This is a genomic window from Enterobacter sp. YSU (assembly GCF_016082135.1).
Lineage (GTDB): Bacteria > Pseudomonadota > Gammaproteobacteria > Enterobacterales > Enterobacteriaceae > Enterobacter > Enterobacter hormaechei_C.
Genome location: NZ_CP059487.1, coordinates 3,945,727 through 3,970,413, shown reverse-complemented (window position 1 = coordinate 3,970,413; position 24,687 = coordinate 3,945,727). Strand labels below are relative to the sequence as shown.

Annotated in this window: 17 protein-coding genes; all 17 read right to left on the bottom strand. The window is 54.6% G+C overall.

Features of this window, described 5'->3' with window-relative positions:
• Window positions 1-21: 21 nt before the first annotated feature.
• Complete coding sequence (gene tssE / locus H2Z33_RS19055) at window positions 22-477, bottom strand: type VI secretion system baseplate subunit TssE (RefSeq protein WP_058688801.1); 456 nt, start codon at window positions 475-477, stop codon at window positions 22-24.
• Window positions 477-1,022: a type VI secretion system lipoprotein TssJ gene (tssJ, locus tag H2Z33_RS19050; protein ID WP_032648436.1), complete on the bottom strand. Its 546-nt coding sequence runs from the start codon at window positions 1,020-1,022 to the stop codon at window positions 477-479. The genes tssE and tssJ overlap by 1 nt, the downstream gene beginning before the upstream one ends.
• Complete coding sequence (gene tssG / locus H2Z33_RS19045; RefSeq protein WP_063134634.1) at window positions 1,000-2,085, bottom strand: type VI secretion system baseplate subunit TssG; 1,086 nt, start codon at window positions 2,083-2,085, stop codon at window positions 1,000-1,002. Before tssG ends, tssJ begins: the two co-directional genes overlap by 23 nt.
• Entirely contained in the window at window positions 2,049-3,803 is a 1,755-nt protein-coding gene (gene tssF / locus H2Z33_RS19040) for a type VI secretion system baseplate subunit TssF (protein ID WP_063134635.1), read from the bottom strand. The genes tssG and tssF overlap by 37 nt, the downstream gene beginning before the upstream one ends.
• Before the next feature lie 41 nt (window positions 3,804-3,844).
• A complete protein-coding gene (gene tssA / locus H2Z33_RS19035) occupies window positions 3,845-5,446 on the bottom strand; it encodes a type VI secretion system protein TssA (protein ID WP_063134636.1) in 1,602 nt (533 codons plus the stop codon).
• Window positions 5,446-8,901 carry an ImcF-related family protein gene (locus H2Z33_RS19030; RefSeq protein WP_318651753.1) on the bottom strand — a complete coding sequence of 1,152 codons (3,456 nt, stop codon included), beginning with the start codon at window positions 8,899-8,901 and terminating at the stop codon, window positions 5,446-5,448. Before H2Z33_RS19030 ends, tssA begins: the two co-directional genes overlap by 1 nt.
• Entirely contained in the window at window positions 8,864-10,039 is a 1,176-nt protein-coding gene (locus H2Z33_RS19025) for a hypothetical protein (RefSeq protein ID WP_033486885.1), read from the bottom strand. Before H2Z33_RS19025 ends, H2Z33_RS19030 begins: the two co-directional genes overlap by 38 nt.
• A 51-nt stretch (window positions 10,040-10,090) precedes the next feature.
• Window positions 10,091-10,996 (bottom strand): DUF4123 domain-containing protein, encoded by a 906-nt coding sequence (locus H2Z33_RS19020; protein ID WP_017382246.1) that lies wholly within the window; start codon window positions 10,994-10,996, stop codon window positions 10,091-10,093.
• A gap of 208 nt (window positions 10,997-11,204) precedes the next feature.
• Window positions 11,205-12,164, bottom strand: a complete 960-nt coding sequence (locus H2Z33_RS19015; protein ID WP_033486884.1) for a putative type VI secretion system effector — start codon at window positions 12,162-12,164, stop codon at window positions 11,205-11,207.
• Entirely contained in the window at window positions 12,161-14,929 is a 2,769-nt protein-coding gene (locus tag H2Z33_RS19010; RefSeq protein WP_063134639.1) for a T6SS effector BTH_I2691 family protein, read from the bottom strand. Before H2Z33_RS19010 ends, H2Z33_RS19015 begins: the two co-directional genes overlap by 4 nt.
• 46 nt (window positions 14,930-14,975) lie before the next feature.
• Window positions 14,976-15,242 (bottom strand): PAAR domain-containing protein, encoded by a 267-nt coding sequence (locus H2Z33_RS19005; protein ID WP_017382243.1) that lies wholly within the window; start codon window positions 15,240-15,242, stop codon window positions 14,976-14,978.
• A gap of 15 nt (window positions 15,243-15,257) precedes the next feature.
• Window positions 15,258-17,630 carry a type VI secretion system Vgr family protein gene (locus H2Z33_RS19000; protein ID WP_063134640.1) on the bottom strand — a complete coding sequence of 791 codons (2,373 nt, stop codon included), beginning with the start codon at window positions 17,628-17,630 and terminating at the stop codon, window positions 15,258-15,260.
• The gene (gene tssH / locus H2Z33_RS18995) at window positions 17,627-20,272 is read right to left on the bottom strand and encodes a type VI secretion system ATPase TssH (protein WP_063134641.1); all 2,646 of its coding nucleotides are present in this window, start codon (window positions 20,270-20,272) and stop codon (window positions 17,627-17,629) included. The genes H2Z33_RS19000 and tssH overlap by 4 nt, the downstream gene beginning before the upstream one ends.
• 173 nt (window positions 20,273-20,445) lie before the next feature.
• On the bottom strand, window positions 20,446-20,937 hold the full coding sequence (hcp, locus tag H2Z33_RS18990) for a type VI secretion system effector Hcp (protein ID WP_009653685.1): 492 nt from the start codon (window positions 20,935-20,937) through the stop codon (window positions 20,446-20,448).
• 5 nt (window positions 20,938-20,942) lie between these two features.
• Window positions 20,943-22,649 carry an OmpA family protein gene (locus tag H2Z33_RS18985; RefSeq protein WP_033486880.1) on the bottom strand — a complete coding sequence of 569 codons (1,707 nt, stop codon included), beginning with the start codon at window positions 22,647-22,649 and terminating at the stop codon, window positions 20,943-20,945.
• The gene (gene tssL / locus H2Z33_RS18980) at window positions 22,646-23,335 is read right to left on the bottom strand and encodes a type VI secretion system protein TssL, short form (RefSeq protein ID WP_015570416.1); all 690 of its coding nucleotides are present in this window, start codon (window positions 23,333-23,335) and stop codon (window positions 22,646-22,648) included. The genes H2Z33_RS18985 and tssL overlap by 4 nt, the downstream gene beginning before the upstream one ends.
• The gene (gene tssK, locus H2Z33_RS18975) at window positions 23,332-24,672 is read right to left on the bottom strand and encodes a type VI secretion system baseplate subunit TssK (RefSeq protein WP_017693345.1); all 1,341 of its coding nucleotides are present in this window, start codon (window positions 24,670-24,672) and stop codon (window positions 23,332-23,334) included. The genes tssL and tssK overlap by 4 nt, the downstream gene beginning before the upstream one ends.
• Between the last annotated feature and the right edge of the window lie 15 nt (window positions 24,673-24,687).

The following is a 24,687-nucleotide window of genomic DNA, read 5'->3' as shown; positions in this document are numbered from 1 at the left end:
CTGTTTTAACCTGAGTAATAACTAGATGGCGGCTCGTGCATCGAGGTATTGCTGTTGTTTCAGATGACGGATTAATACCCTGCCCTCGGGCATAAATTCCGTGCCGTAGCGCACCAGCCCCACCCCCTTCAGCTCCGCATCAATGGCGTAGCGGAGTTCACCGGGCTGCATCTGTTCCTGCATAACCACGTTAATCCGGCTCAGGCGCGGCTCATATTTCAGCAACACGGCCGACAGTGTGGTGATCAACTGGTGGGCGGTCCCGGGCATTCCCTGGAGGATTTTTGTCATATCCGGCAGGCCGTAGTCCGGCAGGTGGGCCAGCGTACCGGCGCGGCAGTTGAGGATGCGCTGCATGTTATCGAGTACTGATAAAATCACCTGATTCTGTTCGCTGACCTGGTTGAGGCTCAGGCCACCTGAGAAATTGCCGCTCAGCATTTCATACAGCGATGGCGTATTATGTCCCTTAGGCATCAGTCATCCTTCAATGGCTGTAACGTCAGGTGGTTATTCCCGGCCTCCAGAATGCGCGGCTTATCCGGATCGAGATCTTCACGTTTTAGAACCTGCTTCCAGGTATTGTTTACCAGGTCCGGGTGACGAAACAGGCCGACTACCGCGACAAACTGCGTTTCTTCTTCCATTGGCATATCAAGATTTGTATCACCGCCCGGTTTTACGACCACATCGCGGGTCGCCATCAGGTCGGTTTTCAGAATAGTTTCGCCATCGTTCAGTAGTTGCTGGTAAACCGTTTTATCGAAGATTTTACGGTCTTTCAGTTGATAGACACGGACTACCACCGGCTCGGAGAGTGAGTTACTTTCGCGGGAATCGGTGTTTAGCGCTTCACGCGCCGTGAAATCCAGGTGCAGCATCTTAATTTTTTTGTAGAACACGGCGTTAAATGCCGATTTGGTGCCATCGGTGATACCCTGCGTCATCCCGCACCCCGTCAGGCTGAACACCAGCAGTGCAGGCAACCAGCCTGCGGATTTAATCAAACTTGTACGTAACACGTCGGTTTCCTTGTTGTGGTATTGCCGGCTTCAGGCCAGTGTAATAGCCCAGTTCCGTCGTAAAGGTCGGTGGGATATCGTCTTTAAGTTCCCTCTCATCAGCACCCAGCACGCCGTTCATCCCGAGCCAGAAAGGGCCTTCGCCAAGCGGCGGAACGGCCAGCAGTCGGGTCCGTGTGGTCAGGGTGATCTTCGCCTTAAAACGCCAGCCGAGCCAGACACGAAGCATCACCAGAAAGTCCTGATACAGCAGACCGTCCGGCTTCCAGCCCTGTGCCTCCTGTTCATTATCCGTTGTAAGCGCAACTAGCAGTTGGCTACCCGCATCCATCGCTTCGTCACCCAGTGGCGTGTTGCCGTCCAGCAGAAAATCGTCATCACCGTAAAAGCCCAGCGGCTGACCCATTTCCACCGGCCGCAGGCAGTATGGACTGACCTTCACGGTGGTATCCGGGGCCAGCAACGTCACCAGCGCCTGCATTCCCTCCTGAGTTTTGCCCGGTTGCTGTAGAACACCCAGCAGAGCCAGAAAACGGGATACCGGTGTGGCGATGTGGTCTGCGGTGCCGGGAATACCCAATCCCACCAGGCCCAGCAGTGACTGCGAGATGCTGTCCGTACCACCGGGTTCAAAGGTGGCCGGATAAGAGTATTTACGCCAGATACGGTAAAACTGCGTCAGAATGCGATGGCTGAAAATATCCAGAAAACCCTGTAGTGCGTCATGCCCTTCCCGATGCTGAGCGATGTCATCGAGATACGCCATCGGCAGGGGTGAGTCGACACCGTACATTCCCATAAAGGTCGTGCGGATAAGTGGTGGCCGGCTGTCATCATCCTCATCATACTCCACGGCCTTCAGCTCACTGGCCGGAAATCCCATCCCCGGATGCGGGGCAAAGCGTACCGGGTCATCGCCCGGGTGACTGGTCGAACCCATCAGCGGCCTGCCTGGGTTACGCTTCTCCAGCAACTGGCATAAACGGTAAAAGTTAATACGATGCAGGTCGGCTTCCAGCCGTGGGCTCAGCCGGGAATGCGGCGGTTGTGCTTCTCTTCCCATTCCAGGCGTTCTCCGGTCGGTTGCAGAATGATAATCAGGCGGTTAAACAAATAGATGTCAGTGTATAGCGCAAAGAATCGGCTCATCATCTCGCCAAATAAGCAGATGTCGCCGCGTCCGGCAAAGCCATTGCTGTCCAGCGTGACTTCAATCTGCACGCCACGGACCAGGTAGCCCTGTTCAAAGCGCTCCGTTTCACTGTGCTTCACCTCGAGGATGGCTTCCAGACGGCGACGGTTCATCTCGCTGTCGGTCCATTCATACAGCGCCAGGGTACCGCGCAGCACGTCGGCATTATCCATCATCGACAGAAATCCGCTGCCAAGGTGACTCAGTACGCGCCAGTGAAAACGGTCCTGCGCAGGTGGGTAACAAGGCAGCGTCGGCGCACACAGGTTGCGCACGGCAATGCTGACCGAAGTGGTTTTCATCACCGTATCAAGCACGGTGCTTTGCAGCGCACGTCGTGGCAGTTGACCATTGGTGCCGGTGAGCGTCAGCGACAGGCTTTCGTCTTCCGGGACGGTATGATTATCAAATGCTTCGCCGCCAAGGATGAGCCAGGTGTTATGCAGGCCGGACGGACCGCGGCGCACGCGGGTGTGGTAGTAATATTCCGGTGCTTCATGACGCATCATTCCTCCCTTATGACGGAAGCTCGAAAACGGCACGTAGGTGTGCTGGCTCGATGACATCACCGAATCCACGGTATATATCTCGGTATGGCCATCCTGCACGCGCATCGGGCGCAGCATGTATTCGGTTTGCAGAGAATTGAGCGTCAGCGGATCGGATTCCAGCGGGAACAGGTTAATGACCGGCACGCAATTCAGGCGCAGGTGCTTTTCGGTAAAGCTGAAGTCATGCTCCCAGCGTTCCGCCAGCACCACGTCGATTTCAAACCACGGGATCTCAGCCGGAAAGACCACGCTCTCCAGCCCGCGCAGCCCCGTAAACATGAATTTCTCGCGAAAGGTGAAGTACTCCAGCAGCAACTGGTAACCGCTGAAACTGCTGTCCCCCTTCGGCCACAGCCTGTCATCATCACCAAACCCCAGTGCGGTGAAATACCCGTCCATCGGCCTTCCGTCCATGTCGCCCGGCATGCGCAGCCACAGACGCGCAGTATTCATGGTAAAAGCTTCATGCATAGCGCAGGCCAGCGGTGCGTCAGCGTTGAAATAGAACGGGATCTGGCTGAGATCGACACGGCTCCAGTCAGCAAGATGGCTACAACTGAAGCGCAGGCTGATGACAGAGCGCCCGTCAGGATCAGTCGACAGGCGGGCATGCTCCAACGCCAGTGGCTGAAGGGTTATCTCTTTAGTTGTGGTGTAGCGACAACGCGTGCCTTTTTCACCGATCGGCCGCGAATTGACCTCGAAACCTCTGGCAATACGCATCGGTTCTTTCATCTCACGCCAGACAGGAGTGAACTCCACCACCGACATCGAGGGAATAGTGCGCAGGTAATGCGGCCACAGCAGACTGACCAGCCCTTCAGTCAGTTCAGGCAGGTCGTCATCAAGCTTCTCACGCAGGCGGCCCATCAGAAAGGCAAAGCCCTCGAACAGTCGCTCCACGTACGGGTCGCGCGCGCCCGCTTTATCGAGATTGAGCATTGCCGCCTGTTCAGGGTGAGCGCGGGCAAATTCTTCGCCGGCTTCCAGCAGGTAGCGCATTTCAGCGTCGTAATAACGCAGGGTTAAGTCGTCCATAAGAACCTGAATATGTGTGTTTTAAAGGTATGTCAGTCGCTTTACCCGCAAAGTACCGCACAGCCTGCCGGGTCAAGGGCAATCAGGCCCGCCAGAAGCTGGTCCATCTCTGGCTGAAGCCGTGACTTATCGGTTTCACTGCGGGCGGCTTTCATACGCAGCAGCCTGAGGCGGCGCGATTTCACTTCAAACAACAGCGCCGGTGTCCACTGAGTGAGGGTGATGGCCTGTGCTGCACCGTCAAGTTCACCCAGCAGATGCAGGGCCAGTTCATTCCTACCCTTCTGCTCCGCCACACGTGCCATCAGCAGGCGCACCAACCATTTGTCTTTTGTGGTGTCGGTGCCCGGACGCGTTTGCAGCCAGTGGAGTGTGGCATCCAGACCATCCGTGTCAGCTTTCTCCAGTGCTTCCGGTTCAAGGGCCAGAATATCGTTGCCAGTTTCACTCAAGGCACTGACAGGTTCATCCCGCCAGTTGGACATCTCGTCGAGCACGCTCTGGTTTATCCAGTTCAGCGTGACCTCATCAGCAAAGGGTGTGCCGTCATTGAAGGCCAGCGTTTCAAGTCCGGGAAGGCGCCGCAGCAGCCCTTTCAGGTCAGCGGTAATGATATCGGCCAGCACATCCTGGCCTGATTTAATCAGGGCCTGATGGATGTACCACTGCAAATCCAGCCAGAGATGATTGGCGCCACGCGAGAAAGTGCTGTCCGCTTGTTCCAGTATCTCCAGCCAGCTCTGTTGCAAATACAGCCGTTTAAGCATTGCACGCTGGTCAGCCCGCGGCGGTTCGATGCGCGTTTTCCCTTCGGCATCCGGTGCCGGGATTGCTCTTAGCGTGTCGTGACGCAGACTTTTCATCAGCCGGTGTGCGGCAAGCCAGCCATCAGGTTGCTCACGCAAATATCCCGTCAGGGTTCGGGCCTGAGCCAGCAAATCCTGACCGGATGTGATGCGGCTCAGCACTGGCGCGTCCTGTTCTGCCGTGTGAGATGCCGACTGCGGGCGTGTCTGACTGCTGGCGTTCTGGGGTATTACCGCATCCACGCCACCGGCTTTCATCAGGCGGGCTCCCAGCGCGCTGTACAGGGCACTCAGATCTGGACGTGACGCTTCAGGCTCAGTTTCAAGACTGTCTCGGATGAGCAGCAACGCACCGGTCGTACGCTGGGCATCGTCGCGTACCACTTCTGGCCAGAGTAACAGGCTGTCAAGTAGACGAGAGCCTGCGAGCCACTCCAGCGCCGGTTTACGGCTTCGCTCGCGCTGTGGATGGAGCTGTGTTCCATACTGGGTTAGTAATCCCGCCAGTAACTCAAGCCCTTCAGCAAACCCGGTTTCACCGTCCTGGTGCAAGCGCGCCCAACAATAGTAAGTAGCAACCCGGACATCTTTGGCCTCTGTGGTCAGCACCTTTTCAGCCAGCTGGCAAATCAGCCCGGTATCAATGCCGGAAAGTTTATTGACCTCCTCCCGGATACGCTGGAAATCATCGTCATAACCCGGGTCTTCTCCTGTAGGATTGATCTCACTGATAGGGGTAAGCCAGCTCTGCCAGCTTTCCATACGTGACTGCGCCTGCTGTCGCAGCAAGGTTTCATCCGCCTGGCAGGCAACAACCAGATTCTGCAAAGCGTCCATTATTCGACTCCGTCCATGTCACTGTTTTCTGTGTTGGTCATCAGCGCCTGCGCCATAGCCGCGCTGTCGACGCTGAATATTTGATCTGGCAGCGTAAAACCCCGCAGTGCCAGTAACGCCAGCGGCCCACTGCCCAGTTGTGAACGCAGTACCCACTGTAGGGTCCGACCATCCGGGGCGGTAAAACTCATCATCCACTGACTGCGGTCTAGCTGCTCTCTCTTACTTTCATCCAGCCAACGAATAAAGCCCCAGGTTCCGCTGTAATCACCAAACAGACGTGCGCCCGCATTGACGGTGGTCCATGTCAGCATGGCTCCGGGCTTGTAGGTGTCACCAGGCCAGCGGAAGCTCTGCCAGTCTGCCATCTGGTTGAAGTAGTGCAGCTTTTTTCCATCGATAGTCAGTTGCGTTTCTACCACCTGCGGTACTGGACGCGCCTGTAGCTCAAAGCTGATGCCCTGACTGCCGTCGGTAAATAAGATATCCGATAGCTGGCTGAGCTGATTAATCGCCCGCAGGAAGGCTGGATTAAAGCTCAGCCCCTGGCTATTAACCTTATCTGGCACCCACTGGCTGCCCTCCTTATGCAGCACACCGCCGAGTTCCGCGGTCAGGAAGCGCTCAATGCGTCCGTTGTCCTTACGCACAAACTCAGCCAGCATTGGCAGAGAGGAATCACTCTTGCTGATAGCGAATGGGAAACGTCCGTCAAATGCCGTATGCCAGTTCGCCACCACGGAGCGACTCCATTTGTCATTCAGGCTCGCTGCCGATGGCTGAAGCACAGTTTCCCAGGCCTGGGTCAGTGGCTGCACAAACATGGTGCTGCCAAAACCACTCCACTCTTCGCCCAGGCTTGCAGCAATCAGGCTGCCGTACTGCTGGGTGTCGGTCAGGTCCACGCTTTTGCCCTGGAACACGGTCTGCGCCAGGCTCTGCATCATTTCCTGAGGGTCAGAGGCGCTGGCGACCTGTTGCAGACGCAGACGCACACGGGTGATACGGGTAAGATAAGTTTGCAGGCTCAGTGAGTTGTCAGCCGACATAACATTGCTGCCTTTGTTTTTACCCATAAGTGCCAGCAACGGTCCAAAGGTTTCATCCAGTGGGCCCTGCGGGCCTGAGGCTGACTGGTCAATTACCGGTTTGTCCTTCCCGCCTACCAGGTCTTTAGCCGATTTGATGATGGAATCCGACAGGTCTTCACTCTTCTGGCCGGTCTGCCCCTGCCAGGCGAGGGTGTTCATCAGGGCAATCAGCGGTGACTGGCGAACATCACTCATCAGCGTCAGCTGGTCGGTGACGTCTGCAATATTGTTTGCCGGATTAAGTTGCAGGCTGTTGAGGAAGCTCAGCCAGCTACCGGCAAAGTCGGTGAAGTAGCGTTCCGTCAGACGTGCTTTCAGTGCTTCCGGCGACAGGTCTGAGGAGACGGCTTTCCGGCTGTCGCTCAGCACCCAGTCAATTTCATCGCGGCGGGAGTTTGCCGCTTTCTCAATGGCCTGCTGAATACCACCCTCCCAGGCCTGACGGGTGAACATGCCCGGCACCACCTCATCGGTGGTAAACAGGCGACGGGCATCGGTACCGCCGGTCATGTCCTCCAGAGACACATCGGCGAAGTTACGACGCACGGATTTGAGCATGTTCTCGTACAGCGTACTTTCCGCGTTGCGCCGTCCAATTTGCTGCAACAGCACCTGGCGGCTCTGGCTGACCAGTTGCGCATCCGGTGTGGTTTTCCACTGTGGCTGCGCTGGCAGTTCGTTGATGTAGAAAGCCCACAAATCCGGTGACAGGCTTTGCCACAGGCCAGCTGAGATGCCTAAACGCGTCGGCTGCACGGTTTTCATGGTTTGCGCGTAGAATGCACCATCAGCTTTATCCGGACGGGACATCATCAGCCAGGCTTTCAGCTGGTCATAACCCGGTTTCGCCATCTGTGTCCGCTGGTCGCTGTTGGGTGCCGAATTGACCAGCGCAATGAGCTTCTGCTTAAGCGCTTCATTTGCCGGGTCACGTATCAGACGGTTGTTCGCCACCCCGTACCAGGGCAGCATTGCGTCAAGCAACTGCTGATCATGGTCCAGACCAAAGCGCTGATACCATGGCGCGCCGTCCTGAATATGGTGCAGCAGACGACCGGCATCATTACGCAGAGCATGCAGGGCCGTCAGTTGGTAATCCGATACAGAAGTGTGCTCCACCAGAGCATGAGCCTGCTGTGCAACAGAAACTATTTGTGACCGGTTGACCGCAAACGACAGCAGCGTCCCTACCCCCCAGAAACTGATGATGGCCATCAGTGCCCAGGCCAGCGCTCGTTCCCACGGCATACCGACACGACGGCCACGTACGCGGGTGCAGTCGTCGACAATACCCTGCCAGGTTGCTGGCAGAGTCAGGGCATGACGCTGTGATCCATAATTCTCAGCGTCGGCTGTTCCCGCTGACATTCCGGCAGGTTTCTTCTCCGACAGGCTGAACATCAGACCACGTAGCGGGACGCGCTGCTGAGAAACAAAGAGCCATGGCTGCAACTGCTGAGTCCAGCGGGCAATAGCACCGTCGTTCAGGTGCTGGCTCAGGCGCAGCAGGAAGTCGTGGCTGCTGTTTTCCGCGACCTGACTCATCCCCTGCGCCCGCAGGGCCGGCAGCATCAGTTCCAGCTGGCGGATTACATCGTCTTCTTTTGCGCGTGGTGGAAAGCTTGCACCTACCGCCTGCTCAGGACGCGTACCCTGCGACCAGTGACTGCTGCACAGTTGCCACAGCCAGACCGGAGCGGAATAACGCAGCAGTTCGCTGATTTTTTCCAGGCCGCGTAAATCGCTGTCGCTGATATGTGGGGTCAGCTTAAGCGACTCGGGCAGTAAACGGATAATCCCGTCCAGCGGGCGCCCGCGGCGTAGTTTACGCAGCGCTGTGTATTTTTCGCGGTCAGGCTCCGATGCCAGGCTGCCGCCGTAAATCAGCACGGTGCGGTTGCCTTCAAGCCACTGCTGCTTTTGCAGGCCGGGTAGCAGTTGCTCAATCGCGGCTTCATCGCCGGTGATCAGCAGCAGGCGGATCTTGTTTTGCCAGAAGAAGCTATAGCGTCGGCATAAATGAGCTTTTACAGGATCCTTTTTACTGGACTTTTTATAGTTATTAAGAACATTAGCTGTGACGGACTTCCCTCCCGCGATATGCTGAAAGCGATACTCTTTTTGATGGAACCATACACCGAAGTTCATCAACATCAGGAACACAGAAATTAAAAACATGCATAAGAACCAAAGGCTCACTTTTTCTTTTGAGGATACCCATCCAAAGATATCCCCATAGTAGTAACATCCTATAAAAGTCAGTACACCAAAAATAATGAGACAGGATACAAGGCCAATCACTCTCCATTTTGCCGAGGTGTTCAATTTAATGCTCCTTGCTATTATCAAAGGGCTTAATGACATTTAAAAGGTATTCATCACCAACGCCAGTGACCATTAAAACCGGCTCATTGTTTTTTTCTGATATGAAAAGTGCCAGAGCAAACACCAACCAAAAATGGTGCTCATTTAAATTACCCAGCATCAAATTTAAATACATTCTCTCACACTCCCATTCAACATTCATAGATAAAGATGAGAGTCTTAATATCCCCGAAACTTCTGAAACTTCCTCTGCACTCATATTGCTAAAAAGTACTCTTGTCGTTTTAAGGACATCTGACTGGTAAGTCATCATGTGGATGACCTCTTGTTTGGTGAGATTTTTGTTGCATACCATTGGTCGCAAGGCTATACCGTTATTGGCTTTTTCAGGTGGTTGCTCTTGATGAGTCACCAGCAATATTGAAGCGAACTCTGTTGAGTTAGGAGGGTATTTTTCAAAACTTTCAATGTTTGCAGATATTATTATTGACACCCGATTTTTTGAGATGTTGGATAATGTATCAAATTCCTGCCCTAATGCTTTACTCCAACAGTAATAATTACGCAAGCAATTTTCATCAAACCCGATCGCAGCCCAGCACTCTTTAAATATTGAGAAAGTAATATAATTACTATCATAGGTAAATATAACATCAAATATACATGATTCACTCAACCGTAACAGCCTTGTTCTGACAGACGCCAACAGTTCGTAAATCAGTTGTTCTTCAGTATATAAATCATCGTTATGGCCCCGTAGTTTCAATCGCTGGTTATTATATATTTCAACCGAATGAGACATTGCCATATCGGTTTGCGATATTACAGAAGGGAGAAACGCTTTATAAGCGGAAACATAAAATTTTTGACTTGCCCATTCAGTCCAGTCTTTCCTGACCAATGCTGCTTCGCGCTCTCTTGCTTCGAATGCCGACAAACACAAACCATGGTAATAGGTTCTAACGGGAATTATGACAGAAAAAGCTAGGGGCACCGAAAAAACCAACAGGGTAAGTAATTTTAACAACTCATTATCTTCAGCAGGCAAAATAATTTTAGCCCCAACCCAACTAACCACCACAGTCAACAAAATACTTATGAAAGAAAAAAACCATTTACTCCATTTAATTCCAGGAATCTTATCGACTGGAGGGATTATTTGTACAGGCCAATTCATATCATTCTCCATCATTGTTAACAGCACATTTTCTTTAAGAGAAAAAACTTCTTAACATGCCATACTGTCAATTATGGATTTAATATCTGAGTATGACTGAAGATCTTTACTGCGATTACTAAATATGATCTTCTTAAATACCTCATCCTGATAAAATAGTCGCTGCGCGCTCAACACGTCAAGCCCAAAATCAATAAGATCCTTAGCGGATGTAGAGAAAGTTGAATAATAATAATCCAGCGCAGGACTCAATAATTTCATCACATCACGCTCACTAAATTTATGCGGCATTCTCATTTTCCGATATGCTCGCAAAATATTATTAACAACTGAAATCCGGCCCATTTCGAATGCATTTTGCTCTGTTAATCCAAGTGAGTAGTTTAATTTTTTTTTGCATTTACCATCACCATTCGCCACCTGAGCTATTCCGCCTCCATCAATATAAGACCATGTATTAATATTGCTTAATAGCTGTTGCTTTTGCCATTTATCCAGCGTATACATTAACAAACCAAATACTGATGGGTCGTAATAGCGAAGTAATATATTACCAACTGATTGAATCGACTGTACGGCGGACAAAGCGACCTGTTCAGCAAGCTGCTCCCCAGTTAAATCCGTCGAAATCCACGCACAGACGCTGCGCCCTTCCCCGGACTCAAGCTTTTCTATTTTCAACTCATTCAATGAATTGTAAATACTATTCTTAAACAATTGGCCATCTCTCTCGCTGGAGGCACTAAGAGGGAAAAGGTAAAGTGGTAAAGCCCCCTGAAGTTCATCCTGGCGGAATGTAACAGGGTAAGATTTATATTCTCTAAGAATACTGGGCAAAAAAAGTGATGAATGATACTGTTCTAAAGATGCATCTATCAGTAGAAAACATTTCCCATTTTTCCCAAAAGCAGCATTGGTAATTTCTTCATGTATATCGTTAAAAAATATACCATCCATAATCAACCCCACCAGAATAATATCAGAAACACATTTCAATTAATTTATATTTATGACTTTCATAAAACATCATTATCTTATTCATATTGAGCCGCCCCTCTCAGTAGCGATAGCAATTTTCTCCTGAATAGGTAAATTTCAAACTTGGGCATGCTGGTTTACCTTGATTCCTGCCGGGGGCAACCAAAATAACAATGTTTTTTTCTGTCTAGTAGTAAAACCAGCCTTCATCTGAATAAATGAATTTCCCACTGGGACAGGCTGGTTTGCTTTTATCACCCGGCTCATACCACTTCCCATTATCTTTTAGTTGCTGCTCATGTTTTTTTGTTATTTTATTGAGATTGATTGTTGCAACACGTCTCATCCCCAGCAACTGAAATATCTCCTCCGCCAGTTTGCAGCGTGTTGGCGCACAGGCTTTATATGCAAAGAATGCAATCAACCCCGAAATTACAGAAGACACCACAAAAGCCATTACCAGGAAAAGATAAAACCTCTCAAATAAAGAGACACCATTTGGATTTCCTTTTGAGAGAGAGATAAATACACATACAGAAACAAAAGCCACCATCAATATGGTGATTAGAATGAACATATTTTTAATGCGCCACAGCATATGCGCAATATGCCCCATATCACATTTCGGACATACTGACACTATCCGCTCTTCCGGTAACGCAATGGCATAGACCTCATAATGGTCATGCTGCCACTCAACAATCATGTCCACATCATCGCCAGTCTGAAGTCGGGTGACACCCACCCAGCCGCGAAACGGCTGGCCATTAATCATCCCCTGCACATATTCCGCCGAATCATTCGATGACTCGCTTTCAGCCATCATTACAGCCCCGACACCCGGGCTCCCTGCAACTATCGCTGCAGCGGCGGCAGCTCCGCGCTGGCCATCTGATATCTCCGGCAACATGCTGGTCCGGTAGGCAACTGCATCAAAATACTCCCGAAAATATTCGCTACGGAAAGACTGCAGTTTCCCTGATATTTTCTCCAGAGGACCATAAGGCGGCAATACCGGCGGCGGCGGAAGCTCACGTGTCCACGGCCTGCCGTTCATCACCTCAATCTCTCGCTTTGTACGCAGGTCTGCTAATTTTTCTGGCTCAACAAAACGGGAGCATATCTGCTGATTTTCAACTGAATTCATGAAATATCCTTTATCGCCCCTTCCAGGGCTTTATTCTGGTCTGTCAGACTGCGGTTGAAAGGTGCTGTACCGAACACGCATTTTCTACACCATATCTGAAGCTCATCGTCCGATATCCAGGTCACAACCACCTGTAACAAAGTTATCGCAACCATCACTTCCCAGGTCATCAGTACTGCAAGTATTCGGATCCCTAAAATTTCCCAAGCCAAAAAACCTGTAATTTTCCCAGCTACTTTTTTAGCTATCGGTTGACTAAACTGTTCCAGCAGAAGACCGACTGATTTTGTGACTGCCAGGACATCAACTGTTGTTTTAATAAGCAATACAGAGGAAAGTAAAAAACGATTGCTTTGCAACTCTTCGTAAGTACTTGCACCATCAGCAAACACCGAAATTAAAGACGCAGTTCCACCCGCTGCCGCCCCAACCCCCTTGACCCAGGCCACTGTAAGCTCACGCGCTTCCAGACCTTTTTCTATTGCCGGCAAAATAACCGACGTCCCCTGACTCACCATCGCCAGCCCGCTGGCCAGCAGGCTCGCCAGCGGCTTCTTTTCATCCCTTACCTGTCCGCACAGGTAGATAAAATCCATCGCATTCAGCACCAGCAACAGACTGTTTATTCCCGCCAGCCGGTATTCGGCCTTGCCCTTTTCTGATGCAAAGTGCTCTTCCAGCCTGCTGCTCATTCTCTGTTTAATCTCGGCGACTTCATTCCCGCTCGCCATAAAACGTCCACTGCGCCGTATACCTTCCAGCACCGTCTGACGTAACGCCGGGGCATCTTTCAGATACGCATTCACTAACGAGTGAACTTCTTCTGAAGGTATTCCCGCCCTTATCATAAATATCAGCCTGAACGCCGTGGTCGCCAGCTTCTCGCCTGCCTTATCCACCCGCAGAATGCGGCTTACCCTGTCTCCCACCGTGACGATAAACGCATCCGTGTTGAAGAGCTGTACTTCCAGTTTGCTGGCATTTTCCCTCAGCCCCTTCACGACACTGTTCATCGATTTCTGGTAATACCCCTCCAGCTTTTTCATATTGCTGACCTGCTGCATCAGGGCTGCCGTCATGGCGGTCGCCGTCAGAGGCGTCACGTCCTCGTCCTTTTTCCCTTTCACCGTCGCCAGATACGGCTCCAGCTCACTGATTAGCTGCGGGTTATTGGCCGCCACATGCCGCCACAGCAGATTCCCGCGATTTTTAGTGCTGTACTCATTCCACCAGCCGTCTATCTTTGCCGCCCCTGCCGGACAACTGTTGATCCCGTGCATGGCCATCCCCACCGCTGACTGGTAGAACAGCCCTGCCCGCTGTGCCTCGCAGTGGAAATCATCCAGCGTTGCCAGCAGTACCGGTGCACTGAGCCAGTTCACCACGCTGACGATACGCTTCTGGAAGATAGCGTTAACCGAATCAACCAGGTTCGTGTAGCATGTATCAAAGTTCGCCTGTCGGGTTGCGTTGAGCTTTTTCTGATAGGGTGCCCAGCTCCGGGCCCGGACTCCACTGAAATCCTGCGAGGGTTTAGGCAGATTTAACGCCAGCTCCTCATCGACCTGCGCCTGTATCGCGGCAACCCGTCGCTGGTGAGCAGCCAGCGGTTCGGGTGGACTCATCAGCACACTCTCCGGGTATGATGCCGTCACGTTCTGCGCATGCCAGTTTCTCACTAACCTGTCATCTGCCCTGATTTGTGCCAGCACATCAGGCTTACCCTGATACCTTTTCTCAAGCGCCTGCAGACGCGAATCCAGATATTCGTCTGTCAGCATGGGACCATCAGTTCTTCGTCTCCGCATTGCGTCCTCCCGAGATTCGGCATTGCTTTCCAGCAGCGTTCTGACGGCATCGAGATTTGTTTTGGTGGCGAACTCAAGCTCACGTTCCTGCAGAAACTGCGCCTGGCGCCCCAGCACATCCTGGCTCCATCCGTTAAGTTCATGAACAATCCCCACCGGATCCCAGAGTGGAAGCAGCAGCGGCGTCATCCCCTCACTTCGGTTTTCCATGGCCGTGACCGTCGCGTCTGCCATGCCACTGCGGTTTTTTACCCACGGATACAGACTGGACTGCAGTTTCACCACATCATTATTAACCCGCCAGGGATCATCCACCGTCGGATCCCAGAGTGACGATGCCCGGCTGACGTTTACCACTTTCGCATCATCCGGACCAGGAAGCAGACCAGAAACAGAAGGAACCTGATAGTCCAGTACCTGATTCAGGCTTGCCCCGGTAACGTCGGTCCCTGTTTTTGTGCGCTGAGATCCCGCCACCGAAGGCATCACTTTCTGCATTCTCTCCGTGCGCTCTTCTGGCCTGGTGCGATACCGATCGAGCGTTTCCTGCTCCCACGGATACTGACTGAACGCAAACCACACATTGCCGCACTTATCCGGGGATTCAATGCTCATGAACTCGACGTTTTGAGCGATATGCTCGCCCGTTTCGCACAGCGCTTTATCCACCGGTACAGGATTAGACGCCACCTGTTGCAGCCACAGTGAGCCGTCCGGCGCAACGCTGTAGCACTGCCAGTAATTGGTGCCCTGCTTTCCTTTTTCATAAAAAACGTAAAGGTAGCCCTGGCGAAGCGCGCGGAGTGTGTACTTTTCATTACTGGCGAGCGTTACCCCGGTGATGCACGGATCATTCGCCCATCCCGGTAAACTAGCATTAATATTTTCCGGCACAACAGCATAGCGCACGGGCAGTACTGTCAGGCCTTTCGTTGTGCATAACCCCTGGCATGCCATATTCACATCCTTTTTTTAATTAAGCCTGTAAATAAAAAATTCTTATTCAACCAGTGAAAAAATTAGAGCCTGCGATCACTTTATGGCCGGAACATAGACAAAGCACACGGTCCTGATCCTGTACCAGAACTATGCCATTACTGACGATACCAACTGCAGTGGCCAGGATGGGAAATGTTCCCTTACAGACAGTACAGATGGCTTTGTCATTATTTTGTGCCACCTGTTTTCCATCACTAAAATAATTCGCAGTTGCAGTAATTATTTTCCCATTACTCGTCCTGTCACCTAAAACGGCTAATTTTGTAGTCATCTTTTTCCTCAAGTATTAGCTAAGCATCACCACAGCCCCTTGCTGTTGGGCTGCAGAAATTACTCCAGGTTTGCAACCAGAAGGTAGCGAAAGCGTTGAATTTAACGTCGCCGCAGACTGCTGTTGAACCGCAATACATTTCAACGTGACGTTTTTGCCAGTACCAACTTCAACCCCCGCGTCACTTAACCGTATAAATGCCCCCCCACAAACCAAAAGGATTTCTTTTTTGGCTGATATGACAACGCTGTTGTCAGAACTGGCAACAGAAAGCTTTTCTTTAGCAAATAAATTCAGCGCGTCCGACTGTGCCTGAATATCTACTTTGCCCTCCGAGGCATACATTTTTATTCCCAGTTTGTGTGCAAATAAGCTCAGAATATCGCCCACCGCCAGGGTTAATTTTTTGGCAATGCTAATGTCTGCATTTTGACCTGCGGTAACAATTAGATTCTCCCCTGCCGAGACTTGTATGCTCGCGGGGGTGACCTGCGCAATTCCTGAAGGGGCAGACAGAAGTAACGCTTGCTGCTTAAGATCGCTAAGCGTCTGATTCATTAATGTTGTTTGTTTCTCAAGATCGGCTAATTCCGCCTGGGCTGCTTGAGCAGCGTGACGTAATCCAGAAGTCACCTCTCTGGCAGCGTCAAGTTCTTTGAGCGCAGCTTGCATTTCACGCTGCAGTCCCTTCGCTTTCGCCTGCCCGTCCGCCGAGATGAATAGTCCTTTCTGCGCCCGGATGGCCCCCCAGCTGTCCGTCCTGAGCTCAAACCCCTCACCGCGCTGCTGTTTCTCGCTGTCGACCAGGTGGCCTAGATTCAGCTGGCTCTTGCCGCCGTACTCCGTGCTGACCTTGATATGCTCTTTCCCGCGCTCGTCGTCGAGGCGGATTTTGTTGTTCGCCGGCGTGCGCAGCACGTTGCGTCTGTAGTTGCGGATGGTGACGTGGTCGCCGTGCGCCGAGTCGTGCAGCACACCGGCAATGTACGGCCGGTCCGGGTTGCCGTCCTCAAAACCAATCGCCACCTCGGTACCCGCCAGCAGCGGCAGGTGCAGGCCGTAGGTATTCCCGGCGTACGGCCGGGACTGACGGACCCACAGGCTCTCGAACCCTGTCTCCCAGTTCTCACGGTCAAACAGCATGTTGACGCGGTAGCGGCCGTCTTTATCGATATGCCCGTAGATGTCATTTTCAGTGGTACTGGTGACGCGGGCCGGTAAGGTACCGGCCATCACCGGACGTGAACCAGGTTCCGGGCGGAAACTGAAATCCGGACTGTCCGGGATACCGTCAAACCTGACGCAAAAGTCCGCATCACGCTGCGCATGGCTGTGCATCGCCGTGACAACCACGCCCTGCGCAAACACGTCTGCCACTTCGTACCCGCCGGTGACGGTCAGCAGCATACCCGGAGAGAGCACCGGACAACTGGTGAAGGCAACGGTCTGCGTCTGGCCATTCAGGTAGCGTTCGTGACGGATGCGGGCATAAAACGCACCGGACTCCGGTGCCGGGTTGCGGTCATACGCGCTGCCGGGTGTCAGGTAGTTATCGGCCCAGTGATAGGCCTCACCGTACGTGGTGACATCCCCGCCGGTCGCGTCAACCCGGGTGTTCATGTCCTCCGTGGCCTGACGGTAGTTGTAGTCGCGGGTGCTGACCTCCTTCTGGACCACGTTATGGTGGCACTCCATATCCCACACCGAGTCCACACCCTGCGAGTGCTGCCCTGACGGCGGCACCGACGGCAGCGTCAGGCCTTTCTCATACCCCTGCCGGCTGTCGTAAAACTCCACCGCGTCAATGTTGAGGCGCGTGTCGGTGGTGAAGCGGAACCAGATACCGACCTCACCCAGCAGGCGGGTGATAAAGTGCAGGTCGCTCTCACCGTACTGCATCACCTGCTCGCGGCGCGGGTACTCTTTACTCAGTGAGAACAGGAAATCCTGGCCACGCATGCCGTGGCGCTCGCGCAGGATTTTCTCCACAATCTGCGGGACGGACATGTCCTGGTAGATGGCGTTCTGGTGCGAACGGCTGAGCAGGGCCAGACGCGGCTCAAGCGTCACCGCGTAACGGGTTTCATCCTTTGAGGTACCCAGACGTTCAAAACCCGTGACCACGCCCTGAATCACCCGCACCGGCTGCTGTATTTTGATGCCGTAACCCTGGTCAACCGGGGCCTGAAGCGTCAGGGAAGCCGCTTTCATCAGCATCATCTCTTTGCTGATGGCATGGTCCGTGCTGGTGAACTCAATACGGTAGCTGAACGGTGTGCTCAGGGCTTCATCGCCCTCAAACTCCAGCACATCAAGCCCTGCATCGCAGTCCTTCACCGACAGCAGGTGATGGCTGTGGCTGAATCTTAACGGAGGATTATTGCTCATGCGTGCACTCCTTCTGTCCGGTCAAACTCGAGCACTATGCCCTCTTCCTCATCCCAGCCCAGCGTAAGATGCTGCGGCTTCTGCCCCGCTGCCATATGGCTCAGCAACTGCTGGCTCAGGACCGGCAGAATCTGCTGGTTCAGCAGACTGTCAACATTGCGCGCCCCGGTGTCCGGCAGCAGGCAGGCGGCGGTCAGTGCGTCGTACAGACTTTCGTGGATATCGGTCTTCATACCGTAGTGACGGTTGAGGCGTTTACTGACCTGCGCCAGCTTCATTTCCACGATGGTGCGCATCGCTGCCTTTGCCAGCGGACGGTAAATCACCGTCTGGAAGCGCGCCAGCAGCGCGGGCTGGAAGTGGTCCCGCAGGACAGGACGCAGCAGTTCATGCAGGTCCGGCTCTGTCGCCTCCGGCTGTTCCTCCAGCATCTGCATGATGAGGTCGCTGCCGAGATTGGAGGTCATCAGAATCACCGTGTTGCGGAAGTCAATTTCCCGCCCCTCGCCGTCGCGCATGACGCCCCGGTCAAACACCTGGTAGAACAGGTTCATCACGTCCCGGTGCGCCTTTTCCACTTCATCCAGCAGCACCACGCTGTACGGGCGCTTACGGACGGCTTCGGTCAGAATGCCGCCCTGACCGTAACCCACGTAGCCCGGAGGTGAGCCCTTGAGCTGCGAGACGGTGTGTGGCTCCTGGTATTCCGAGAGGTTGATGGTGATAAGGGACTTCTCGCCGCCGAACAGTTCATCGGCCAGCGCCAGGGCGGTTTCGGTCTTGCCGGTGCCGCTCGGCCCCACAAGCAGGAACACGCCCTGCGGGCCGTTCTCCGGCGCCAGACCGGTTTTGCTGGCGCGCAGGCGCTGCGCAATGGCATTCAGCGCACTGTCCTGACCGACGACGCGTTTCGCCAGACTGTGCTCAAGGCTCAGCAGTTCCGTCTGCTCGTCCTTCATCAGGGAAGAGAGCGGTACGCCCGTCCAGTCGGCGATAACGGTGGCGACGGTACGCGCATCCACATCCAGCCCCAGCAGCGGGGTATGCTTTTGTATATCGCTCAGTTGCTGTTGCAGGTCCGCCATCTCCGCCTGACGGGAGATATCAGCCCGGCAGGCCAGCAGTTGTTCCGTCAGCGCCAGCTCCTGGCCGTACTGGATTTCCCGTTCGTCGAGTTGCAGGATGATGCGGATTTCGTCCTGTTCAATGGCCACCAGACGCTCGCCGTGGGTGGTGTTGCCCACCGCGATATCCTCCAGCAGCGCCTGCTTCTCCATAGCCAGTGCCGTGAGCTGCGCCTTCATGCGGGTCAGCGGCTCCGGTACCGTATCCAGGCTCATGCGAATACGGGCAGAGGCGGTATCCAGCAAATCCACCGCCTTGTCCGGCAGCTGGCGTCCGGTCAGATAGCGTCTGGAGAGCGTGACGGCGGCTTTAACCGCTTCATCGGTAATATGCACGCCATGATGCTCCGCGTAGCGTGACTTGAGTCCGCGCAGCATCAGGCAGGTGGTGTCGTCGTCCGGTTCGTCCACCTTCACCATCTGGAAGCGACGCTCCAGCGCGGCGTCGCGCTCAAAGTACTGTTTGTACTCACTCCAGGTGGTGGCGGCGATGGTTCTGAGCTCACCGCGGGCGAGCGCCGGTTTCAGCAGGTTGGCCGCATCGGCGCCGCCCGCCTGGTTGCCCGCGCCGATAATGGTGTGCGCCTCGTCAATAAAGAGCAGAACCGGCAGGGGTGACTGCTGCACCGCGTCGATGATGTTTTTCAGGCGCTGCTCGAATTCCCCCTTCACACCCGCCCCGGCCTGTAACAGGCCGAGGTCAAGGGTGCGTACCGCGACCGGCTTCAGCGCGTCCGGCACATTGCCCTCATGAATGCGCAGCGCCAGTCCCTCCACGAGCGCGGTCTTGCCGACTCCCGGTTCGCCGACCAGAATCGGGTTGTTCTTGCGGCGCCGGGAAAGAATGTCCACCATCTGGCGGATTTCATTGTCGCGGCCATAGACCGGGTCGATTCTGCCCTCACGGGCGCGGGCGGTGACGTCGAGGGTGAACCTGTCCAGCGCATTCTGCAACGCCGGGTTCAGCTCTCCTTTTATATCCGCATTCACCGGACGGCCGACAAACTCCACCTCATCACCCTGCGTAAGCTCCGCTTCCTGCTGCACCTCCGGGCGTTCATCCGACTGCGCATCCAGAAGTCCACGCAGGCGCTCAAGCTGGCTCTGCGCCAGCGTCAGCAGCGGCCACAGGCCGTCGCAGCGCAGCAGTTTCGGTTTTTCCACCAGCGCCATCAGGAGGTGAATGCTGCGGATATGCTCTTCCCCCGCCAGCGAGGCGTGCAGCCAGGCGTCCTGCATAAGGGACTGCACGCCCTCCGAAAGCTGCGGACGGCTGCGCACTGACCGTGGCAGGCTGTCCAGAAAACCCAGCATATCCTGCCATATCGTATCCATATCCCATTCGTAGCGCCGCGCCAGCACCGTCAGGTCGCCCTCACCCTGCTCCAGCAGTTTCAGCAGCCAGTGCTCAGGCAGTATTTCCGCATGGGCGCGGGTCTGGCACAGGGAAGCGGCCCCTTCCATTGCGCGGGCACAGTAAGGGTTAAGACGGCGTAACAGGATGGCTGGATTTTCCATGAGACTCTCTCTTTATCAGTTCCGGACACGCTACCGCCCGTCGCTGTTCCCTGTTATTCAGGAACCCAAAGCGCATCAGGTCGGGCAGGCAGATTGTGTTTTTCTTTGCTGACCACCCGTCAGTGCAGGCGCTCAGCAAAAAAAGCAGACGGCTGACCGTCTGCTCAGGGCTCTTACGCAGTGGCGCGTTCGTTCCAGGAATCGGAATGAATGATGTTGCCGTCCTTGTAGGTCCAGGTGATTTTTTCGTAGCGCAGTTCAATCTGCTCGAGGTGGTTGTGCTTCTCGAAAGCCGGGTCCTTGATGTCATGCATCTTCGGATTCACTTTCACCAGCTTCACGTTCTCAAGCTTCGTGTTGAAGTACTCCACTTCCTGGCCTGCGTCATTGATTCTGTACCATTTGAACTCAGCCGATTTCAGGGTCTGGCCGGTCGTCACCGCCTTGTACAGGTACGGGCTGGAGGAGTCGATTTCCTTGGTGAACAGGAAAGGCGTGTGGATACGGGTGCCGGTCAGCTTGCCGGTATTGTTATCGGTCGGGATGTACAGGTTGTGCTCCTGGGCCACCACTTCGATACTGCCTTCACGATCCTGAACGTCCACGGACCCTTTGATGTCCGCGCCGCCGTCGTCCTTCAGCCACAGATAGACTGGAATTGCCATGTTAATTACTCCGTTACATTGTTATCAGCGCCATCATCCTGCGATGACGCATGGGTCGTGCCCGGCGCCTGACAGGCATTCGCCTGTGGCACCAGACTGATTTCGACACGGCGGTTGAGCGCACGCCCTTCCGGGGTGTCGTTGGTGGCGACAGGACGGCTTTCACCATAGCCCTGCACCGCAAAACAGCTTTCCGGCACGTCGCCGGTATCCCGCATCCAGTTGCGTACCGACTCCGCGCGCTTAAGCGACAGCACCTGGTTGGACTGGTCATCCCCGGTGCTGTCGGTATGGCCCGCCACCACAATCAGCCAGCCGGGCTTCGCCTTGATCCCCACCAGTGAGTTCACCAGCAGCTTTGTTGAGGCGGGTTTAAGCGCCCACTTTCCGGTATCGAACAGCGACATGCTGTCGAGGCGGATGATTTTCGGTACCGGTTTGAGTTCCGGCTCAGGCGGCGGAGGCGGAGGCACATAAGAGCGAATCGTATTCAGCACTGGCATACGCAGACGTCCGCCCTGATACAGACCTAGACTCAGCCGGGCCGGTACGCCGTTACGTGCATGGTCGTCCAGCAATGCCGCATCCTCGCGCAGCACGGCAACGGCGTCAGCTTTCGGCCCGGAGTCATTCATCGGTATACGTTCATAGCGTGCAATATCGAAGCTCACGCGTTGCAGCAGCTGGCGATTATTCCAGCCACTGCTGAGTAGCGCAGCAATGGCTGCCAGCGTGAAGATTCCGAGCGCACCGCGCCAGGTTCGTCCATGCGGTGTCAGGCCTCGTCCTTCTGGCAGTAAAGGGAGGACAAAATTCGGGAACAGGGAAATAACCGTACTGTCCGTTCCCGCCGGCTGCCAGCCAGACACCTGCTGCATCGCAGTATGGCGGGACAACCACGCTGTCCAGATAGAGGTGGCCATGCTTCCGGCCAGGATCGGACCCAATCCCCACAGAACCGCAACAGGTTCAATGACAGGAATATCGGGGTTTTCATCCATAAGGACAGCCTGGACGTGCTGTTGGAACCAGCTCATCAGGCTGTTCATCAGCACCTGTTGCTGCATCGCAGGCGTTCCGCCAGTATTAACCCATTCAGCAACTGAGCCAGGCGCTGAAGTCCCACTCCAGACCTTTACCCCTTCCCCCAGGATCGCCGTCTGCCAGAGCATGTCATTCATCATCGCACTGCCGACCTGTCCATTCAGAACCAGTGGCACAGAATGGCCGGTTGCTTTACGCAACCGGCTAATCTGCCAGCGCAGGGCAAGCAAACGACTGGTAAGGCGCTCACTGTCAGGGTGCTGCTGCGGACAAACACTGACCATCACTGACAGCTGACGTCCCCAGTCGGGGCGCAACCACAGTACCTGACGGGCGGCCAGCTCCAGTTCCAGATGATCCTCCACACGGATCCAGCAGCCCTGCGTGACAGTAAGCACAGGTGACTGATGCGGCCAGGCAAGCGGCAGATCGCCACAGACCAGTACCACGGGCTGACAATAATTGGCTTCAGGCAGGTCCTCCAGACACAGGGTGAAATCGTGCTGCACGCGACGGCAGGCGACAGCCCAGAACGCTATGATGAGTCCCAGTACCGCCAGCAGGACGAGAATGGAAACCAGACGGGATGCTGGCAGAAACCACAGGCAGACCACTGCACTCAGCAGGGCAGCCCAGAGCGCAAGCCCGCGCTGTTGTGCAGGGCTCATTTCACGGCTCCCGGCAGCAGGGTAAGCAGTGTCTGATCCAGCCAGCAATCCAGTCCCCACCATAATGCGGTGACCACCACCACACTCAGGCCAATGCGCATAGGCCATGATGCCAGCCACCCCCCTATCCCCCGTCCGGCATGGCTTTCCGCCAGAACGGGATGGGGTTGTGAATAGCTGAACGGCGCAACATATTCATTCAGTGCATTCATGAGTTTCTGCCGCTCAGGATCGTTCAGGGAGCGGAAGTTGCCGAGGAATCCGAGCATCATGACTCGCTGGAAGCAGGTCACAACGGCGTGGTCAGGAGCCGGTTCACGCAGCACATCACGCATCCGATCGCATAACGTGTCACCGGCGTCCATGGTGCCAAGGAAATATCCCTGTAGGGGAATGTCATACCACTGTATACAGGCGTCATCCTCCACACCGCGACCTTTGACTGCCTCATCAAGCAGCGCACACTGTGCCGTAAGAATATGCTGGCAGCTGGCCTCATCGAGTTCGCTCGCTTTCAGTTCTCGCTGCACACGCCCGACATCGTCGATGCAGCGCTCCCAAAGCGTACGCCCTTCCCCGTCCTGGAATGTCGGGCCGTGACGCAGACTGATCACCTGTAGCCAGGTGTCCTGTAACAGGGCATCAATATCAATGAACGCGGCAGTAGCGCGTTTACGATCATTCATGTTCTCAGTACCGCAAAGAGTTCAAGTTCAGGCTCGGCGAGCATTCCCGGAACGTAAAACATACAGGTGCCGCTCTGGAACATTTCGATGGCCAGGGGATGAGAGACATCAAGGCTGAAATACTGATTTTCCAGGCGTAGTGGAATGGCTGCCGGCACATGGCGCAGCGGCATCAGAGGGACGCCCACCCGCGATGAATTGACGATACTCCTGACATGATCGGGACTGCCGACCTTGCACTGGCGCGGGAACTGCTCCTGCAATTGTGCCACCGGCATCGGTGAACGCACGGAGAGGTAATAATCAGCTCCTTCGCGCAGACGTGGATCATGCAGACGGGCCTGCCAGAAGTGAAGCCGGTCATCATGCTCAAGCTCAATTGCCACCACCCGCGATGGCAGGCTGGCTTCCAGAAGATCGCCAAGTAAATCAAACAGCGGCGGGAAGACGTTATTCAGCTGCTCATGCTGCCATGCCGGGATCGCACTGACCTGATGCTCCAGCGAGAATGTCAACAGGCTGCCTGCAAGCCTTGCCAGCTCCGGATAGAGACGCTCAGGCGGGCTTTGCGGGTGGCGCTGAAACTGACCCAGCACGGGCTCAGCACTGTTCAGGGCATTGAGCAACCAGAACAATGAAACATCGGCTACGGCAAAATCCGCCATGCGCTCATTACTTTCCCGGCGCATGTCCATCAGGCGGCCCAGACGGGCGCGCAGTTGCGTCAACAGTTGCCCCAGCTGGGTCATCAGCCAGCGGCTGCCCAGCAACGCCAGCAGCGGCGGAAGGTATGTCTCATCAAGTGCCCAATTCCCCTGCGAATCTTGTTGCAGGCGGGCAACCGGACAGGTCAGGTAATCGCTGTTGTTCTGATGGGCAAATCGCAACGTCAGCTCTGGCCGCATCACTGCAATCTGGCGGGTGTCATCGCCAAAAAGGTTGCGGACATCCCGCCAGCGCTGGCGATAGCGAACAGGACGCGCGGCCACCTCATCGGGCTTAAGGCAGTTGCCACCATTCGCGCGCAGGAGCGGAAGAGCCAGAACCACCACCACGTCCTGTGTTTCACTCTCAAGCGCCAGCACCGGTGGCAGGTCGTCAGCATTATCCGTATCGATTAATGTCCCGTCAGGGAACCGGAGGTGCAGATGACGGGCCTGTAGACGGCCCAACTTCAGTACATCCGGTTCGAAAGTGGCATTAATCACCCCCCAGGGATGGGAGAGACCCAGTCGGGCGATACATTCCGCAGACCAGGCCGCATAGGCGGCCTGTTGCTGGAAGTGCTGGGGAGAGACCATCTGGCCCCTGCCCCATAACGGTTGTTCCGTTTTCATGCTTCCTGCCTTACG

Coding starts and splice junctions, on each gene's coding strand:
- H2Z33_RS18985 (WP_033486880.1), bottom strand. CDS start 22,649: ATGAGCCCTGCACAACAGCGCGGGCTTGCGCTCTGGGCTGCCCTGCTG.
- hcp (WP_009653685.1), bottom strand. CDS start 20,937: ATGGCAATTCCAGTCTATCTGTGGCTGAAGGACGACGGCGGCGCGGAC.
- H2Z33_RS19000 (WP_063134640.1), bottom strand. CDS start 17,630: ATGAGCAATAATCCTCCGTTAAGATTCAGCCACAGCCATCACCTGCTG.
- tssL (WP_015570416.1), bottom strand. CDS start 23,335: ATGAATGATCGTAAACGCGCTACTGCCGCGTTCATTGATATTGATGCC.
- H2Z33_RS19010 (WP_063134639.1), bottom strand. CDS start 14,929: ATGGCATGCCAGGGGTTATGCACAACGAAAGGCCTGACAGTACTGCCC.
- H2Z33_RS19020 (WP_017382246.1), bottom strand. CDS start 10,996: ATGGATGGTATATTTTTTAACGATATACATGAAGAAATTACCAATGCT.
- H2Z33_RS19015 (WP_033486884.1), bottom strand. CDS start 12,164: ATGAATTCAGTTGAAAATCAGCAGATATGCTCCCGTTTTGTTGAGCCA.
- tssH (WP_063134641.1), bottom strand. CDS start 20,272: ATGGAAAATCCAGCCATCCTGTTACGCCGTCTTAACCCTTACTGTGCC.
- H2Z33_RS19025 (WP_033486885.1), bottom strand. CDS start 10,039: ATGAATTGGCCTGTACAAATAATCCCTCCAGTCGATAAGATTCCTGGA.
- H2Z33_RS19005 (WP_017382243.1), bottom strand. CDS start 15,242: ATGACTACAAAATTAGCCGTTTTAGGTGACAGGACGAGTAATGGGAAA.
- tssK (WP_017693345.1), bottom strand. CDS start 24,672: ATGAAAACGGAACAACCGTTATGGGGCAGGGGCCAGATGGTCTCTCCC.
- tssA (WP_063134636.1), bottom strand. CDS start 5,446: ATGGACGCTTTGCAGAATCTGGTTGTTGCCTGCCAGGCGGATGAAACC.
- tssF (WP_063134635.1), bottom strand. CDS start 3,803: ATGGACGACTTAACCCTGCGTTATTACGACGCTGAAATGCGCTACCTG.
- tssE (WP_058688801.1), bottom strand. CDS start 477: ATGCCTAAGGGACATAATACGCCATCGCTGTATGAAATGCTGAGCGGC.
- tssG (WP_063134634.1), bottom strand. CDS start 2,085: ATGGGAAGAGAAGCACAACCGCCGCATTCCCGGCTGAGCCCACGGCTG.
- H2Z33_RS19030 (WP_318651753.1), bottom strand. CDS start 8,901: ATGTCATTAAGCCCTTTGATAATAGCAAGGAGCATTAAATTGAACACC.